This is a genomic window from Mariprofundus ferrooxydans PV-1 (genome assembly GCF_000153765.1).
Taxonomy (GTDB): domain Bacteria; phylum Pseudomonadota; class Zetaproteobacteria; order Mariprofundales; family Mariprofundaceae; genus Mariprofundus; species Mariprofundus ferrooxydans.
In genome coordinates, this window is the sequence record NZ_DS022294.1 from 1 (window position 1) to 17,039 (window position 17,039).

Annotated in this window: 16 protein-coding genes and 1 pseudogene; all 17 read right to left on the reverse strand. The window is 51.7% G+C overall.

Going from position 1 to position 17,039, the window contains the following annotated elements; translation table 11 throughout:
- Positions 1–19: 19 nt before the first annotated feature.
- The 17 genes and pseudogenes from SPV1_RS00005 to SPV1_RS00085 all read right to left on the reverse strand — a co-directional run bounded on the left by SPV1_RS00005 (position 20) and on the right by SPV1_RS00085 (position 17,027).
- The gene (locus SPV1_RS00005) at positions 20–1,078 is read right to left on the reverse strand and encodes a sulfotransferase family protein (protein ID WP_009849006.1); all 1,059 of its coding nucleotides are present in this window, start codon (positions 1,076–1,078) and stop codon (positions 20–22) included.
- Positions 1,065–1,445, reverse strand: a complete 381-nt coding sequence (locus SPV1_RS00010) for a hypothetical protein (RefSeq protein WP_009849007.1) — start codon at positions 1,443–1,445, stop codon at positions 1,065–1,067. The genes SPV1_RS00005 and SPV1_RS00010 overlap by 14 nt, the downstream gene beginning before the upstream one ends.
- A complete protein-coding gene (locus tag SPV1_RS00015) occupies positions 1,446–1,685 on the reverse strand; it encodes a hypothetical protein (protein ID WP_009849008.1) in 240 nt (79 codons plus the stop codon).
- On the reverse strand, positions 1,676–3,028 hold the full coding sequence (locus SPV1_RS00020) for an arylsulfotransferase family protein (RefSeq protein ID WP_009849009.1): 1,353 nt from the start codon (positions 3,026–3,028) through the stop codon (positions 1,676–1,678). Before SPV1_RS00020 ends, SPV1_RS00015 begins: the two co-directional genes overlap by 10 nt.
- 173 nt (positions 3,029–3,201) lie before the next feature.
- Entirely contained in the window at positions 3,202–4,737 is a 1,536-nt protein-coding gene (locus SPV1_RS00025; protein WP_009849010.1) for an oligosaccharide flippase family protein, read from the reverse strand.
- A complete protein-coding gene (locus SPV1_RS00030) occupies positions 4,737–6,095 on the reverse strand; it encodes a hypothetical protein (RefSeq protein ID WP_009849011.1) in 1,359 nt (452 codons plus the stop codon). Before SPV1_RS00030 ends, SPV1_RS00025 begins: the two co-directional genes overlap by 1 nt.
- Before the next feature lie 23 nt (positions 6,096–6,118).
- On the reverse strand, positions 6,119–7,342 hold the full coding sequence (locus tag SPV1_RS00035; RefSeq protein ID WP_009849012.1) for an NAD-dependent epimerase: 1,224 nt from the start codon (positions 7,340–7,342) through the stop codon (positions 6,119–6,121).
- Positions 7,343–7,350: 8 nt separating this feature from the next.
- A pseudogene (locus SPV1_RS14745) lies at positions 7,351–7,506 on the reverse strand (DapH/DapD/GlmU-related protein); the annotation flags it as partial.
- A 386-nt stretch (positions 7,507–7,892) separates the two neighbouring features.
- On the reverse strand, positions 7,893–9,059 hold the full coding sequence (locus SPV1_RS00045) for a glycosyltransferase family 4 protein (protein ID WP_009849014.1): 1,167 nt from the start codon (positions 9,057–9,059) through the stop codon (positions 7,893–7,895).
- A complete protein-coding gene (locus SPV1_RS00050; RefSeq protein WP_009849015.1) occupies positions 9,056–10,009 on the reverse strand; it encodes a glycosyltransferase family 2 protein in 954 nt (317 codons plus the stop codon). Before SPV1_RS00050 ends, SPV1_RS00045 begins: the two co-directional genes overlap by 4 nt.
- Positions 10,006–11,052 carry a glycosyltransferase family 2 protein gene (locus tag SPV1_RS13855; RefSeq protein WP_009849016.1) on the reverse strand — a complete coding sequence of 349 codons (1,047 nt, stop codon included), beginning with the start codon at positions 11,050–11,052 and terminating at the stop codon, positions 10,006–10,008. Before SPV1_RS13855 ends, SPV1_RS00050 begins: the two co-directional genes overlap by 4 nt.
- 68 nt (positions 11,053–11,120) lie before the next feature.
- Positions 11,121–12,194 (reverse strand): acyltransferase family protein, encoded by a 1,074-nt coding sequence (locus tag SPV1_RS00060; RefSeq protein ID WP_009849017.1) that lies wholly within the window; start codon positions 12,192–12,194, stop codon positions 11,121–11,123.
- Between the two features lie 39 nt (positions 12,195–12,233).
- Positions 12,234–13,061, reverse strand: a complete 828-nt coding sequence (locus SPV1_RS13860; protein ID WP_009849018.1) for an FkbM family methyltransferase — start codon at positions 13,059–13,061, stop codon at positions 12,234–12,236.
- Positions 13,062–13,098: 37 nt separating this feature from the next.
- Positions 13,099–14,025 (reverse strand): glycosyltransferase family 10 domain-containing protein, encoded by a 927-nt coding sequence (locus SPV1_RS13865; protein ID WP_009849019.1) that lies wholly within the window; start codon positions 14,023–14,025, stop codon positions 13,099–13,101.
- Positions 14,015–15,076, reverse strand: a complete 1,062-nt coding sequence (locus tag SPV1_RS00075) for a galactosyltransferase-related protein (protein WP_009849020.1) — start codon at positions 15,074–15,076, stop codon at positions 14,015–14,017. The genes SPV1_RS13865 and SPV1_RS00075 overlap by 11 nt, the downstream gene beginning before the upstream one ends.
- Positions 15,073–15,681, reverse strand: coding sequence for an acyltransferase (locus tag SPV1_RS14675; RefSeq protein WP_009849021.1), 609 nt, complete (start codon positions 15,679–15,681; stop codon positions 15,073–15,075). The genes SPV1_RS00075 and SPV1_RS14675 overlap by 4 nt, the downstream gene beginning before the upstream one ends.
- Entirely contained in the window at positions 15,678–17,027 is a 1,350-nt protein-coding gene (locus tag SPV1_RS00085) for a glycosyltransferase family 4 protein (RefSeq protein WP_009849022.1), read from the reverse strand. Before SPV1_RS00085 ends, SPV1_RS14675 begins: the two co-directional genes overlap by 4 nt.
- Positions 17,028–17,039 lie beyond the last annotated feature (12 nt).

Sequence of the window (17,039 nt, forward strand, 5' to 3'; positions counted from 1 at the left end):
CAAACTCATGAACTATTTTTCAGCGCAAGTTTCCTGACAAGCGCTGATATATCCGCTCTGCCTGCTGTTTTAGCTCCATATCTATCATCCCCTCCATATTATTTTCTGACGGGTTACAGATAAACATCGTTGCATTCATTGCCTCCAACGGCAGATCTGCTACAGCAAATAAAGGGGCGAGAGTCTTCTCCGGATTTCTGCACAGTTCCTCATAGCAAACTGCAATGGCATTGATTGCATGTAAATGCTCCAGAATATAGCTGTAGGTACGCACCCATAGAGCCAGCCAGTAATTAATGTTATCCGTTTGATATCCAATGTTCAGGGGAAGGGTTGTATCACCTGAAAAACAGAAAGGTTTATGCGACGCACCGAATTCGTAGTGAGCTAACCAATCCATATAGCTACGGGAGAATCTGTCTTCGTTGTGCATGGCAAGGAATCGCCTGTGCTGGGTCAATAATGAGAATGCCTGAGCAAGTGGATTCCTGAAAGGAATGACGATCAGCGCATTTGGGAATGCGCTCCGAATAGCATGAAGCCGCAGGATATTGTTGTTGTTCTTTGATAAGTAACGCTGACCCGGGATATCGGAACTGGCCGTAACGCAGCTAATATATTTACGGAAACTGGTGATAATCTCCTCGCTCACTTCATGCGGGATTAAGCGATCCTTCAGAATATATTGGCTGCCACAGAAAGTGCGCCAGAAAACCTCCTCAAACGCTTCCGGGCTATCGAAATCAACGGACAGGCCATCACCGTGCGCCCTTTCCTGCGCCTGTTCGTGTAGATAAAAGCGACCTGAAAGCTTTTTCCACAGGTTCGGCATCAGCACAAACGGCATATTACGATAGGTCAGGGAGCAGAGTTTTCCGCTGTCGTAAAAACTCCGCATCAGTACCGTTGTACCGGCACGAGCCAAACCACAGATAAAGACATGCCTGTGATTAGTCTGGGATTCGCCACCAGAAGCAACGGATGTTTCCAGATCAAAAGAGGCCCGCCGTACCAGCGATGAGCCGAGAGCCAGGTGATGCAGTATCCTGGCGCTTACACTGTAATTATTGATCGACATACCATTTTCTGAAACAGATATAGGGAATCGATATGGCCACCATGAGAATCATGCCAGGCAGGCTGGAGATCACACTTATGGTCGTTGGCTCGACACCGGCAATCCGATCAGCAAGCCACGCAAAGCCGCCGATCATAAGCAGGCATCCGACAAGCATGAGCAACAGAATCATGCTGTTGTACATCAGTGCTCCGGCATAACGGAGCAACACTTTTTCCTTCCAATGATCGGAAATCACCGCCGATGGCAGGACGTGAGCAACTCTGTTCGATATTCGTATCACTGCCCGAATGCGGGGCAGGAACGGGAGCCGCAGAAAATACTCCATAGCCAGCAGGGTCAACAGGGCTGTAAAGATAAATGCCATCTAATCCGCAGCGTCGTTATTCCTGTCTTTTATCTTTTTGAACAGGCGTTTGATCGGATACCAGATAATAGCAACCAAAGCCAGAAATATGGAACCCAGAATACCCAGCACAGCGCCAATCGTCCCGACACCCAGGCCGGGGCCAATATATGCATATGCATTCGTGGGATATGTAAAAACTACCAGTACAGCGGCAGTCAGTATCCCACTGAAAACACACCAACGATCAGTTAGGGACATGTTGATCCCTCCAGAACCGGAATAACATTTCTGACCTGCTCTTTGGTCAAATATCGACTCCAGTGGGTCATGCTTACAAATTTGTCATTCACTTTCGATGCAAATTGCCAGACCACTTTGTCCTTAGACGCTCTCAGTATCCGCCCATAATTGGTCTCTTCAATAAACACATCGCCATTATCCAGGATTTCTCCTCGCCCTTCAGTCGATGTATGAACTTTCAAAGAGTCTAATGGTTTATTATATGGAGTTGAGACATGCCCGTCAGCAAAGTCAAAAATCATGATGTTATTATTGCCCACTTCAATATCTCCGCCTCTTTTCGATCGAAGCACATTATTATTAAAAACGCTGATTTCAGACTGCCCTACAAAATTCACATCGTGCTGATTAAGCCAGGGCCCCGTCTTTAGCCAGATAATCTTATTCGAGCTTGGCCTGTAAAGAAAAACAGTACTTCGATGCCTCAGACTAATCAGCAAATCTCCTTCTTTCCAATATTGAGTTGTATAAAGTGCGGGCTGAATGTCGTTCAAATGAATCATATCTTCGTATAAACTCACACCAAACAGCAGGCCTACGTAACCATTTTCCTCAAGGATTCTGGATACCGATTTCCTGAACAGCACCTTCCCATTGAGTGATACCTGTGTGATGGCATCATCCCGATACCTGCCCAGTTTATCCATATCATATGTAGATGGCTCGATTACCGAAGGAACCCATAAATTTCCACTTGAGTCCTGTTCGATAGAGTGATGAAAAACGCCATTGGTCACCCATTTAATGCGCGAGCATGCATCCACCTTAACCAGGGGCCCTTCCATTTTAAATACGATTGAACCATCATCCAGAAGCAGCGGATGCATAATCCGATACCTTAAGGGCTGAACATTATTGTTAGGATCATAATGTATATGCGTTTTTAACTCTTCAATACTCGGCACCCACTCATGCACTACATAATTGTCACTTATACGCACCAGCTTCACCACTGACTGACCTTTATTCTGATCATACACAGAGAGTAACAGGTACCCTTTATCGGTTGCTGCCCCCTGCTGCATTTCACCATTCTCATTGAAGTTGTCGATTTCAGGGAAGCGATTAATCAGGAGCAGCGGCGACTTTTTCTCTTTCAGCTCATCAAACGTCCTTTTCATCTGAGAAGGGAAATCGGCAATAGCTACAATCGCTGACCCATAAGATTCCAGTCGAGCATCCTGCTGTAAGGCCCTCTTAACGTACCAGCCAAACAAAACAGTAGAGCATAAGGCGAACAAAACCAACAGCAGCAACACCCAGAGAGGCACTTTTCTCATCATGAATGACTCAAGTTTCATAGATTACAAATCCTGTGCATATTAATTATGGTCAAGGTATTATTAATAAGTAGCGCATCGCAGCGATCACGCCACTTTTTCCAATCACAATGAAAATCTCTCCCCGGCTATTGAGGGTCGAATCACATATTTGAAAAACATCCGGATATGCCCTTCGCCTGGACATCGACCTTTCAGGATTTAGCATCTATGGAAGCAATCCATTGACCCACACCGGGGATTTTACCAAGTAATTTAAGCTCAATTTCAAGCCGACCAGTGGTTGCGAAAACAAACAGAATCGATATTGCACCCGACAAGTAAAGTACAGCTGCTGCCGGAGCCATATACCAGCGCGAAGAGATTACCCACGGCTCTATCAGCTGTTCCAGACCATAACACATGGCACATATGAATACTGCCGGCCACATCAGATGAAGCAATTTGTAACACGTCCCTGACATACTTCTATGATTCACGCTGTGAAAGTCATACAAATACATCAGCCCTGTAATCGATATAGCCAGAGCGGTGCCTGCTGCTGCACCCTCTTTCCCCCATATCTGGATCAATATAAGACTGAACACGACATTCATAATGATCGAAACTACCGCCAATCTCGCCATCACGGCAGTCCGGCCCATGGCCTGCACAAACAGATTCACCGGCATTGCTATCACACTGATGGCAATACCCGCTGCAAGCAGCATAAATACCCATCGGCCGTGATAACCAATCTGTCCAACCCAGGCAAACAAAAACAACGGTGAAACAGCCATGGGCAGCAGCAGCAGGAATACCGCCGACAGCGCCGCAACCCTGGTCAAGTCAAGATAGGCGGGCCAAAAGTCCTGCTTGCTTGAATATTTCTCCGTCGCAGTTGGAAGGAATGATCCCAGACCGAAACCCGGAATACTTCTCAGTGCCTGTCCTGCCCTGCTGGCGCATTCATAATGGGTAACCTGAGCCAGACCGACAAAGCCTGCGATGAGCATTTTATCAAATTGAAAATGTACGAAGTACATCATATCGCTGAACTGGAGGTTGAAGCCGTGCAAAAACATCTGCCGAATTGTCGCCCAACTGGTCAATCCGGGACGGTATGACCAGGGAACCGTCCGACGAACCCAGAGCCATGACAGGTACAGAATAATCAACTGGCTTACCCAGTAGCTTATCAGAATAAGATCGAGCCGCGGCCAGTTGTAGGCCACGATCCAGCTAACGATATTGGATATAAAAAATTGCAGCAGCGATATTAACGCATAGGCGTCATATCTTCTGACCGCACATAATGTCTGGAAACTGATCCTGAACAGCAGTGTGCCTATTACCGAAAAAAACAGGAATATAATTAGCCCACCCGGTGAAAGCAGCCGGGTATCAGGCAGGTTCAACCAGCCAGCCAAAGGCGCTGCGGCATACAAAACAGCCACACCCGCCAGAAGAAAAACAATGATAAGCAGTGAGGTGGCATTGCTGAGCACCTCACTTCGATGCAAATCACAATAACTGTCTTTTTCCGCCAGATATTTTATAACCGTGGTCGACATGCCGAATTCGAGGACATAAAATGCAAAGCTGCCGCCCAGAAGCACTGCCCAGCCACCATACATCTCGGAGCCAAGGCAACTGAGCAGGATAGGAATACCGAGCAACCCGACCATGATGCTCAAGACTCTCGATCCGATCATGATCAGTGCGGCATCAATGTGAGATACTTTTTTCATTAACGAATACCTTCGTCTTTTGACGGAAGCCCTGCAAACTTCAGGCTGTGTGCAAGTAACAGCCCCAGCAGAATATTCGCCGGAAAAAGCTCACTAACATTCATTGTCATGCTGCCCACCGAAACCAGTAGATAAAAAGGGGCAGAGTCGGGATCATGGAAGGCGGCATACGCCATGAGCCCGTAAAATAATAACAGGCCTGCCAACCCCATCTGCGCCATTAATGCAACAGGTGTCGAGTCTGAAATGAACAGTATACCGGCATCATTAGCACTCGCCAGTTGGGCAGGAAATAGTGAGAGCAGTGATATCGCTGAATTGGTGCCTGCGCCGAGCCCTTGTCCGAAAAGCAGTGTGGCCATATCCAGGTTGTTCAGATATTCCGTAAGCGGCAGGATTCTTCCCCACAACGAATCCATAATATCCCATCGACCGCTTAAAACCGGTAGCATCAAAATCAGCGGTACAACTCCGACCATTCCTGCAATTCTCACCCATGATCGATAAGCAGGATTTACATACCGATACAACTCGAAAACAGCGAAAACAAAAAGTAACAACATGGCCATTGCCGAAGCACTGAAGAATACAAGAATCGCCGTCATGATAGCCATCATGGCAACATAACGACGGTTCTCTGAAAACCTCATATAAAATGCGAGACTCAATACTGCCATGAGTCCCAAACTACTTGGCTGCAACATAGTGCCGACAATCCGGTCCCCAAAATCCTGACCAAAAAAATGGGCGCTGAACAACCTTAAGCCACGCTCAAATTCAATCGGAAACAGAATGAACTGAACAGACAGAAATACCATCAAACCTTTACCCAGAAATTGTAGTTGCCTGCCCCCTGCAGCCCAAGCCCCCAACAGGGCAATGAACAGGAAGAAAAAGAAACGTAGCCCAGCCAGAGGTAAAACAAGTCCGAACCTGAAACCGGAATACGCGAATGAAACAGTCACAACCAATAATGACAAAGCCAGCGGCCATATCGGCACCGGTAGTAACCCGCGACCGAGTCGCCAGAAAATTACTGCTGATATAAAGATGAAGAGAGTTAACCACACATCTTTTATTAACTTGAAAAAAACTTCTGCACCCTGGGTGTTGTAAAATCCAACCTTTAATGCATTTTCCCATGCAATACCCGCCGCTGTTGTAGGAGGCATCTTCATACTGCTCTCAATATAGGCTGCCGCAAAATGATAATGCTGAGGTTCCAGAAACCCTACGCGCTTCAACCAGAATGCCCCCCCGTTCAACACCGCGGCTACGATCAATAGCACAAAGAGCAATTTAACCAGCCGCTCCGGCGCACGTGAATCCAACCATGCATTACAGCCGTTTTCGCTCATTCTGATGTCGGTCAACACCCGTGTTACTCAACCAGGCCGTAATAGTCGCGATACCACTGTACAAAGCGTTTTACGCCCTCCTGCACACTCATTGACGGGCGATAACCGACATCCTTTGCCAGCTCATCAACGTCGGCCCAGGTTGCCGGCACATCGCCCGCCTGCAACGGCAAAAAGTTCTTCTCCGCTGTCATGCCAAGCGCCTCTTCCAGCGCTTCGATATACGCCATCAGGCCGACCGGCACACTGTTGCCTATATTGTACACCCGCCACGGCGCCCTGCTGCTGCAGGGGTCGGGATGCGCGCCATCCCACTGCGGGTTTCCTGTAGCCTGTTGATCCAGTACGCGCACAACCCCCTCTACGATATCATCGACATAGGTAAAGTCGCGCTTCATATCGCCGTGATTGAACACATCAATCGGCTTGCTTTCCAGAATCGCCTTTGTGAACAGGAACAGGGCCATGTCAGGCCGTCCCCATGGACCGTAAACGGTAAAGAAACGCAAACCTGTCGTCGGCAAGCCGTACAGATGGCTGTAGGTATGCGCCATCAGCTCATTGGCTTTCTTTGTCGCGGCATATAACGAAATCGGGTGATCGACGTTATCATGTACGGAAAACGGCATCGATTCATTGGCACCGTATACCGATGAGGATGAGGCATAAACAAGGTGCTTAACCCCGGTATGCCTGCACCCTTCGAGGATATTGGTGAAACCGACAATATTGCTGTCGATATAGGCATGCGGATTTTTCAGCGAGTAGCGCACGCCGGCCTGTGCCGCCAGATTCACCACCGCATCAAACGATGACTCGACAAACAGCTTCTCCATTCCCGCCCTGTCGGCCAGATCCATTTTGACAAAGCTGAAGCGGTCATAGCCGGACAATTGTGCCAGCCGCGCCTCTTTCAGGCTGACATCATAGTAGTCGTTCATATTATCCAGCCCGACTACCATATCACCACGCTGCAGCAGCCTTTTGGCCAGATGCATGCCGATAAAACCGGCAGCACCGGTAATAAGTACCTTGCACGACTTGGTACCGGCTTCGCCATTCACCTTGTCCCCCAAGGCACCCTCTCTGGCTTCGCCATTCACCTTGTCCCCCAGGGCACCCTCTCTGGCTTCGCCATTCACCTTGTCCCCCAGGGCACCCTCTCTGGCTTCGCCATTCACCTTGTCCCCCGGGGGATTCGCCTTATGGTTCGCGCCAGTCATTAGCTGCGTTTTTTCATCTGCCATGCTCAGACCCTTTTCCGTAAAACGCGTGCAGGTACCCCTGCAACCACACTGTTTTCTGCGACATCCCGCGTCACAACGGCGCCTGCACCGATAACCGCTCCGCGGCCGATATTCACGCCGGGAAGGATCACCGCACGGGCACCTATCCATACATCATCAGCAATACATACCGGGGCGGATGCACAGCCCTGGGCATCGATCAATATGCCGCTTTTGATATTATGGGTGTGATCGGTGATAAACACACCGGGTGCAATCAGTACATGATCGCCGATGCTCACCTGCTTACTGACATCAATTTCAACACCCCTGCCGATAAAGCCATATTGGCCGACCTCCAGCCGGGCCTTGCTGTCAACCAGCTTCAGCCATACATCCGACTCCAGTTGTGTTCTGCTGCCTATGCTGACCCCATGCGGATAATCAACCCTGACACCCGCTCCAACCAACCCCTTGTGCAGACCCGAGCAACCCAGGCCTCTGAGCAACCAGGCGCGCAATCGCGCCGTTGCGATACGCCCGAAATCCACGAGCTTGACGATCTGCATGCTCATCCTGCCGCCCTCTTCTGCTGTTTGCGCTCAATCAGTGCCTGATAAAATGCTACCGTTTCAGCTGCAACCCGCTCCCATGAATAGTGCATGGCACTCTCTCTGGCCGATGCCCCCATGCGGCGGACCTTGTCATCATCGGAGCAGAGCTCAGCGATAGCTGATTCAAGCTGGCCGGCATTGCCGGTCTCAAACAGTATCCCGTTACGCCCGCTGTTAATCAGATCCCGCATGCCGCCCGTATCCGATGCAATCACGCACAGCCCTCTGGCCATCGCCTCAAGCGGAGCCTTGCCGAACCCCTCAAACAGGGAGGGAAACAGAAAAATACCGTGCGAATCATACAAAGCCATTAATGCATCCTGCGCCAGCGGCTGAACACGGGATACCTTCTGTTTCGCTACAGGCGAGAACAGTGCTTCGGCCTCGGCCCAATCCTGATCTGAACATACCCAGGTCAGCTTCAGCGCATCGTGGGTCTCCACCAGCCTGTTCCAGGCTTCAGCCAGAATATGAACCCCTTTCCACAGTCTGGCAGGCCCAACCATCAACAGCCGTTGAGACCTTTCAATAGACATGGCTTTCGGATCTTGCAGGTAACTGTCGGGGGCGGCCTGTGCAATGCAGGCGATCTGCCCGGTCGGCACGGCAAAACGGTTGATGAGAAAATCGCGATCTTCAGTACAGCTGACAATATGGCCGTCGGCATAGCGTGCAGCCAGCCTGCACGAACGAGCAATACCTGCATCAATCAGGTGTCCGGGCAGTGAGCGGGGAAAGCTGCGCTGCTCAATGCCCAGCTTTTTTGACCAGTGTGCAAGCGTCTCAATCGCCCTGAGTTCAAAGCCGTGGCTGCGACAGACAAAAACAGCGCGGCTTTGCCGCTTTCGATGGTTCCGTGCGGCAAGGTATGCGGCAGACTGATTGACATGCAACACATCATAATCACAGGCGTCAATGCGCGATGCAATCGCACTCCGGTAAGCACGGGGCTGCTCCAGCAGGTAATGGAGATTTCCATGGCTGATTCTATGCGACAGATCGGATGACCAGAGAGCGTCCACCTCATGCCCCGCTGCCCGTAATGCCTGAATGGTCTGGTACTCTGTGCCTGCGGCACCCGAATCCGGATCCGGCAACACATCAGCGACAAACAGAATTTTCAAGTCCGGGACCTTTTGCCTGCAGAAAATTTAGACTGAATCAGTGAAGTCCACGCCCGGCCATGCCAGGGATTATTACGAATAGCCATCCATAAGTAACCGCTCGCCCGCTTATCCCCCCTTGCCAGCAGACAGCGACCGATAAAGTAGGCCGGATTGCCTGTCTCTGTGCTGGCGGATGCAGGCCTCTTTGTACTTCTGAGCGCTGTTGCCTCGGCAAGCAGCTCTGCCTCATCCTCGCCTGCCAGGCGTACCTGATGACATGCATGCGCCAGCCGGTCGTACTCGGACTGCAGGCCGCCTCTGGTGCCACTGATACTGGAGAATGATACCCTGTACTGATAGAGGCTCTGCTGCACATAGCTCAGCTGACCCACATAGCCGAGACGAAGCCAGAGGTCGACATCCTGAGCAAAATAAAATGGTGGCCGGTAACCACCGCAGGCATCGTAACTCTTTTTTCGGAACATCACGCTGCCGTGCGCAGCCGGTCCCTGTTTGTCGCTGAGCAGGTTTTTCGTCGCAGTCTCTGCATCATCCTCTACTTTTTGTACAAACAGCAGCTCACCCTTCGGTCCGATCCAGTCGGCCCATGAGGAGACAAAGGCTATATCGGCATTATCGCGCAACAGCGCCGCCTGCAGACTCAGTCGTTCGGGCAGGGAGATATCATCGGAATCCTGGCGGGCGATAAATTCGCCACGCGCTTCGCCACAGCCGCGCACAAGCGCCCGCGTCAGGCCCGTATTCTGTTGGTGAATCACCCGCACGCGGTTGTCGCGCGCTGCAAATTCGTCAAGCATCTCCGCAGAGCGGTCCGTTGATCCATCGTTGACGATAATGAATTCAAAGTCGGCATCACGCTGGGTCAGAATACTCTCGACCGACTCGGCCAGCTCCTTTTCACCGTTGTATACACCCATCACCACGGAAATCTCCGGTGTACGCTTCATCCGTTGTCACTCCATGATAATTCTTGGGTTTGCGCGCCCGGACCGCGCCCGAGCAGCCGCTCCAGCAAGCCGGTGATCCTGCCTGCCAGTCGCCAGCCGAGAAACCGGGCCATCAAACCGTACAGGCGAAGCGTCTTGTCAGGCGCCCCGGCCGCCCGCACGGCAATGTCGAAACAGGCTTTTGCCTCGCCGGCAAGACCGGCAACCCCTGCCCTGCGCGCCTCCAGGAAGGCCCAGCGAGAGAAATGTTTCATCTCGGGGCAGTCGATATCCACCCCTGCCTTCATTGCACCGACATAGAGCGATGCCACCAGTCGTGTCATATCGCGACAGTGCGCAAAGGTGGATGAACCGGCCGTAATCCGGTCTGCACTGTGCTGGCGGGTATCGGAGAGAAACTGCGGGCAATGAACCAGCTTCACCCCAAGAGCTGCAATACGCGCCTCATACTCCCAGTCCTCGGACATCCGCATACCGCTCCACGGGCCGACAGCATCGCAGACAGAGCGCCGGAACAACGGTGTATGGGTATTCCACCAGCGATCCACCAGCAGCGCCGGAAACAGCGTATCGAATGGGCGGTCCGTCCACTTGTACGGCGCTTTGAGTATATTGCCGTCGATATCGATCAGGCGGGTGTAGCCGTAAGCGATTCCGCATTCGGGATGTTCATTCAGGGCCGCGACCTGCACGCTGAACTTTTCAGGCAGCAGCAGATCATCGCTGTCGAGATACTGGATAAACTCGCCACGGGCAGCCTTTCGCCCTGCTTCACGGGCAAGACCCGCTCCGCCATTATCGATATGTAACACACGAATCTCATCCGGATGCTGGCCGGCCAGTTTGTCGGCCTCCGCTCCCGTGGCATCGGTCGAGCCGTCGTCGACAATAATAATCTCGATCGGCCTGTAGCTCTGCGCAAGCACCGACCCGACCGCCTGCCGCAGCATCTCTACCCTGTTATAAACAGGGATAATCGTCGAAACGAGACCGGAAATTACTGGCGATGTGGCACCTGTCGGCATATCAGTTTGATTTTGCATTTAATATATGCTCACAGTTGACTCGCTAGAGTCACTTGTGAATTTCGACTTTCGTTGAAGGATGGTTATCATGCTTTTGCCTTGAAGCGAACGCGAATTAACTCGACTTTTTTGGAAACCACAGTGTCGAGCATAAATGCAAAGACAATACATGCTGCAACAGTTGCCAGCATCGGAAAACCGCGACTGATAATATCTCTGTCAAACAAAGACCCCAAAACAAAAATCACCAGTACGTGACTGATATAGATCGGATAACTCAGGTCTCCTATTTTCCCATCTAGTTTATGCATGTTCTGAAAGGTGAAAAAGAATGGCAAAGCGAAAAAAAACAAAACAAATAACATACTTATTTTTGCAATATTACCAACTCCGGCGACGTTCGGTATATATGGAAAAATGAGCAAGTAAGCGACGAATGCTAGCGTCGAAACCATTGCCGCTTTTTTCAAACGCGATTCTTCAAACCATTGCGAATACAGCTTGCTTAGAAATTGATGACTCAGTGCACCTAAGATAAAGAACAGCAACTCTGTAGGGAAGAACCTGTAGGTCCACGGATCATTTAAACCTATACCTATAGAGATCAGGTATGCCCTTAAGCTTAGGGAAAGTAGCAATAAACCAATGAGAAGTTTTCGTGAATGAAGAATAAAAGGCGCTATTAAATAAAAACTGAGTTCAAGCCCAAGAGTCCAAGCCTGCGGAACAAGAAGGCCGGCCCAAAGACTGACCTCTGAATCTTGAAAATTGGAAGCAAAAACCAGAGCTCCATTCTTGATTGCCGAGAACATCACGTAGTCCTGACCGAATAGAAAAGTGTTTGATAAAATCAGCTCCGTAGATGCCTGCCATGGCAACGAGGCGTATAGCCCAAAATATGAACTATTAATCATAAGATATGTCAGCAGTGTCAATAACGCAACAACAAAATAGACCGGGTAAAGCCTTAAATATCTGGAGAAATAAAAGTCTGATATCTTCTCATATCTTTTATTTTCTACCAGTATATAGGAAATTAAATAACCTGAAATCATGTAAAACAACTGAACAGCAAACTGTCCCCCGACAAGGGCAGCCTGATATCCAGGCACATGCACCAGAACAACACTAAGGGCCAGTAAGGTTCTTATTAGTCCCATTCAACTTCACTATAAAACATATATTTAAATACGATTTCTCTATTTATTGTTCCGACAGTAGAATTCATTGCATCCGATATGATGGAAACGGTGATAGCCCTGCGATTCCATATAACGGGAAACGGGATAGTCCGAATGGCCCGTATTGTTTTCCAGCACAACAACCTTCGGTGCGAAGCGGGCAAGATCGAACCCCTTAAGCACATCCAGCTCTCCGCCTTCCACATCGATGGTGACAAAATCGATCTGCTCAGGCGCCAGTTCATCCAAAATGGAGTCCATGGTCCTGAACGGAACCTCGACTTTCCTGATACTTTTGCCTGCCCTCGTGCAGCGCTCAATATCGGCATCATCCGGATTCACGAAGGAGAGCATTTCATCCCCTTCATCACCGGAAACGGTATGAAAAACAATTGTATCAGCCTGACCGGGCGCACCGACTGCCGTATGTACCACCGTGCTTTCCGGTCGATTCTTCCGGCATAGTTCAGCCACATCCGGGTTGGCCTCAACCAGCAAGCCCTTCCAGCCAATCGTTTCAAATGCAAAGGTGTTGCTCAATGAAACACCATCGTGAGCCCCGACCTCGATAAAATAGCCATCGGCTTTACGGCCGAAGTAGTTCCACAGGAAAATATCCTCCCCATGCTGGGCATGGAAAGGCACCTTGCCGTCCCTTTTCATGATCAGCCCGGCCAGTTCCCCGTAGATTTGACGGTGATCCTGAATGTGCTGAAGCTGGAGGTTGCTCAACTGTTTTTTCAACTGCTCGTGAGCCTGCCAGATGCCCCGTACCGCATGTCGAAAACGAAATGCCAGCAGCATGATAGCAGCGGCAAGCGCAATAAAGACCAACGTTGTAATCATATCATATCCCTTTTGTTTGGTTTCTGAATCATTTCAATCAGTTCATGCTTAACAGTCGTCGGATTGACGCTTGCACATGACCCCTTGGCTTAACCGGAGCAAGGTCGTTCAACGGTATGTCTTTGACAAGCGCATCGGTTAAACGTGCATAAATCCCTTTCAGCGTGTGCCAGTCGTTCTGTATCGCAATATCCCTGTTTTTCCTGACATACGGCAACATCTCCCGATACCGCTCCATGCTGAGGCCGCGCAGTATATCTGCAAGCTCGTCCAGCGATTCGAACAGGATCATGCCGCGCTCATCAAACAGCTCCGTGATGGCAGGACAACCCCAGTAGATCGGTACCGTATCGGTCAGCAGGCAATCAATCAGTTTTTCGCTGAAATAGAAGTCTTCCCGCACATTCTCCATGGCAATGGAAAATGCATACTTGCCCAACCCGTCGAGCTTGCTGTCGATGGGGTTGATGCCCTTGCCGTAACAATCCACATGCGAAAGCCCTATACACATCCGGGCCACATCCATGCGCAACGAATAGCCGTGAGCCGCGTTGTGATCGATACTGCCGAGAAAAGAGACCAGGCTGGTTTTATCAAAGCGCTGCCCTTCCCATGCGCCTTCCAGCCAGCTGGTGCCGTAATAGAGCAAACCATAAGGCTCCCCTGTCTCAATCAATGTCTTTCTGAGCGTATAGGTTTTCCTGAACAACGGCCGCAGTTGCTCCGCATGTTCAAACACCATCGAAATCGGACTTTCCAGCATCACGCAGATGCGGCGATGCTTCGGATATCTGGCAACACCTTTACCAAGCGCTGCATTATCCAGATACATCGCCAGCGAGAACTGCTTGCCTGCCTTCTTTTCAGGGCTGAAAATAAAGCAGTAGTCACGTCCCTGATGTGAAACGCGTATCTCATCGACAAACGACTTGCCGTAGCAGTCGATCAGGACATCACTGCTCATCAGGGAGCTCCCTGCGGGGAGCGTTTGGGCCGCCCTGTACGCCCGACTCCCTGCTGTTCAATGCGGCAATTCGATCAACTACCGGCATGTTCATTTTCTCTGCCGAGAAGGCTTCCCGCGTTACCATGCCGCTGTGCTTCTCCTTCTGCGCCGGATGCCAGAGATGCACAAAGGGCATGTAGCCGCCCGGATAGAAGTCGAGCGTCTGTGCCCGTTGCAGTATTTCGTCATCCTCTCCGCCCCAGCCGTAAAAGGATTCATCGTGACCGCCAATACGCCAGTAGGCATCCCGGTCCATCATCAACGAAATGCCACGACAATTCTGCCGCACCTCGGCAATCTGCCGGACAGCGGACAGAGAGAGATCCGCCTGAACCGCTTCGGATGTTGCCCGATCGGGATAAAATACCAGCCGCGGTATCCGCGCTGCCTGATACCCCCTGCCAACCAGCTCGCAAACGCTGGCCGCATAACCGACAGGTGCCAGCATATCGCCGTCGTGAAATATCAATATATCTGCTCGCGCATGGCGCGCACCGACATTCATCGCCCATGACTTGTTGAACGGCATATCGGCCGATACCGAGCGGGCATGAATATGACGGACACCCGGCACGCTCTCGTCATCAAGCAGCCGCTCCCGGCTCTGTTCCACCAGAATAATCTCGCAGGTCACACCCTGCTGGGCCTTTAACGTAGCAAGGCAGGCCTGTAGCTGTGGCAGCCTTTCCGTACCGCGAAAGGCGATAATAATGCTGACATCGGGCTCGGCCGATATGGCTTCGCTATCGACGGAGAATGCAATCGGCCACTGGGCCAGACAGTGATTGAGCAGTCTTGCTCCTGTTTCGGGAAACAGGCGGCAGACGGTCAGCATCGATGTATCCCGCCAGTTGCACACCCTGGAACGCCCGCCATCGGCAACCGTAATCGACTCATGCCGGTTATGCAGGTCGAGCCAGGAGAAGCCCGGCACGTTTAACGCCAACTCCGTTCGCCAGCGCTCATGCGCCCAGCAGCCCAGCAGCTGTTTCAGCGATGCCTTGCTCACGCCCGCTCGCCTATTTTAACGGCCGGGACACCGGCCACGATGTCATAAGCCTGAACATCCTTCGTCACCACGGCATTGGCACCGACCACAGCACCTGTACCGATGTTTATCCCCGGCATCACCGTAACACCGGCCCCCAGCCAAACATCGTCGCCGATTACAATGCCCAGACGCGACAGATCCGGCCCCTGCTCAAGGATCGGCTTATCCCGCCCGATTTTATGATTCGATCCGACCAGCGTGCAGAACTGCGAGATCAGACAGTGGTTGCCGATATGGATATCGCCGTCGCCGCAGGCACGCAGGTTGTTATACTGGCCGATCCATGTCCCGTCGCCGATTGAGACGCGTCCATATCCATTACTCTCATCACCGAAGGCCAGCACCGTGCCGCTGCACAGCGAGACGTGCTCACCTAGACGCAGGCGTTCCGGCTGATAAGCGGTAATCACAAGGCCATCAGCCAGCTTCGCCGTCGGCCACTGCTTGCGGATGCTTTCAAGTTCGAGCAGTTCCAGCCGTTTTTCGCCCAGAAAGCGCAGAGTTTCCGGGAAGCGCAGCAACGCCAGAGCGCGCAGCCAGGTTTTCAGCCTTCCGGCGCTCATTCCGCCGCACCCTCCGCATCCCTGCGATCGAGCTGTTCTGTCTTCGTCCAGAATGATTCATTCCCGTACTCTGTTGTGCCATGCGAATGCGGCCACTCCCCGCCCGCACCGCCGTCCGGCCCCGTGCTGCCGATCAGCGAACGCAGTGATTCGGCCTTGCCGCCGCCCAGCAATCGATCGAGGCGTCCGCTTGCCTGCTGCGTACCGATGCGGGGGGCTGACGCCAGTGACGGCTGCTCCAGCAGTGCCTTCAGGTGACGATCCCAGTTGGCAACCGATACGGCAATGGTATAACGCTCTTCAATCAGTCTGTAAGCTGCCTGCCTGAGCCTTGCAATCAGGCTGGCCTCGCACCACAGCCGCTGCAGCTGCGCAGCCGCCTGCCCTGTATCTCCGACAGGAAACATCAGCGCGTTATCGTCATCATGCAGTGCCGACTCCAGTCCCGAACCGATATAGTTGGAGGAGACCACCGCCACGCCGCTTGCCATCGCTTCCCAGATCACAATCGGGCCGGTCTCCCAGCTCGATGTCAGCAACAACACATCCACCTCCGCCAGCACCTGCCGCTGCAACTCTTCCGGTGAGATAAACCCCAGGAAGGTTATCCTGCCATCATCGACACGGCTGCCGAATTCAGCGCGTAACTGTTTCTCATCCGGACCGTTGCCTGCGATCATTAATTCGTACGGCACTCCAAGCGTTTCGAGTGCTTCGATAATTGGCGGCAGATCGAAAATCTGTTTCTGGTCCTGCTCCAGTCTCCCTACATAGGCGATCTTCAGGCATTCACCCGGTTCCGAACGAGGCGCAGGTCCGTCAAATTCAACACCGTATGGCACATGCGAGATTCTGCCTGCATCCATATTCCCCATCACTTCAGCCAGTTTGCAAGCCAGCCGATTGGTGCAGAAAACGCGATCCAGCAGATCGCCATAAGCACCGATATCTTCGTAAAGATCAGGCTGGATACCGTGCACGGTCATGGCTACCTTCAACTCAGGCCTGCCATACTGCCTGCTGCGGACTGCCCCCAGAATGGCATCGGGCATATTGACCGTAGCCACGATATCCGGATTCACAACCGATATTGCTTTTTCAACTGCGCGCAGGCGTCCCTCTTGCGTGCCGCTCTTGCAACTGATCGGGTACCAGCTGCGATGCGCATGGCCTACGATGTACTTTTCAGGACGGTGATGTCGCGGCCCTTCAACCAGCCCGATCGTTACATCCCAGCCCAGGCTGCCAAGTCCCGGCTCCATATAGTCAAGCCAGGTAGCAAGCCCGCTCAACACATAGGCGGAGGGTGCAACAAACATAACGGATGGTTTTTTGTTATTCTGCATCAATTCATTTCA

What these genes read in the sequence shown, in the direction of transcription:
- SPV1_RS00005 (WP_009849006.1), bottom strand. Translation starts at nt 1,078, where the DNA reads ATGTCGATCAATAATTACAGTGTAAGCGCCAGGATACTGCATCACCTG.
- SPV1_RS00010 (WP_009849007.1), bottom strand. Translation starts at nt 1,445, where the DNA reads ATGGCATTTATCTTTACAGCCCTGTTGACCCTGCTGGCTATGGAGTAT.
- SPV1_RS00015 (WP_009849008.1), bottom strand. Translation starts at nt 1,685, where the DNA reads ATGTCCCTAACTGATCGTTGGTGTGTTTTCAGTGGGATACTGACTGCC.
- SPV1_RS00020 (WP_009849009.1), bottom strand. Translation starts at nt 3,028, where the DNA reads ATGAAACTTGAGTCATTCATGATGAGAAAAGTGCCTCTCTGGGTGTTG.
- SPV1_RS00025 (WP_009849010.1), bottom strand. Translation starts at nt 4,737, where the DNA reads ATGAAAAAAGTATCTCACATTGATGCCGCACTGATCATGATCGGATCG.
- SPV1_RS00030 (WP_009849011.1), bottom strand. Translation starts at nt 6,095, where the DNA reads ATGAGCGAAAACGGCTGTAATGCATGGTTGGATTCACGTGCGCCGGAG.
- SPV1_RS00035 (WP_009849012.1), bottom strand. Translation starts at nt 7,342, where the DNA reads ATGGCAGATGAAAAAACGCAGCTAATGACTGGCGCGAACCATAAGGCG.
- SPV1_RS00050 (WP_009849015.1), bottom strand. Translation starts at nt 10,009, where the DNA reads ATGAAGCGTACACCGGAGATTTCCGTGGTGATGGGTGTATACAACGGT.
- SPV1_RS13855 (WP_009849016.1), bottom strand. Translation starts at nt 11,052, where the DNA reads ATGCAAAATCAAACTGATATGCCGACAGGTGCCACATCGCCAGTAATT.
- SPV1_RS00060 (WP_009849017.1), bottom strand. Translation starts at nt 12,194, where the DNA reads ATGGGACTAATAAGAACCTTACTGGCCCTTAGTGTTGTTCTGGTGCAT.
- SPV1_RS13860 (WP_009849018.1), bottom strand. Translation starts at nt 13,061, where the DNA reads ATGATTACAACGTTGGTCTTTATTGCGCTTGCCGCTGCTATCATGCTG.
- SPV1_RS13865 (WP_009849019.1), bottom strand. Translation starts at nt 14,025, where the DNA reads ATGAGCAGTGATGTCCTGATCGACTGCTACGGCAAGTCGTTTGTCGAT.
- SPV1_RS14675 (WP_009849021.1), bottom strand. Translation starts at nt 15,681, where the DNA reads ATGAGCGCCGGAAGGCTGAAAACCTGGCTGCGCGCTCTGGCGTTGCTG.
- SPV1_RS00085 (WP_009849022.1), bottom strand. Translation starts at nt 17,027, where the DNA reads ATGCAGAATAACAAAAAACCATCCGTTATGTTTGTTGCACCCTCCGCC.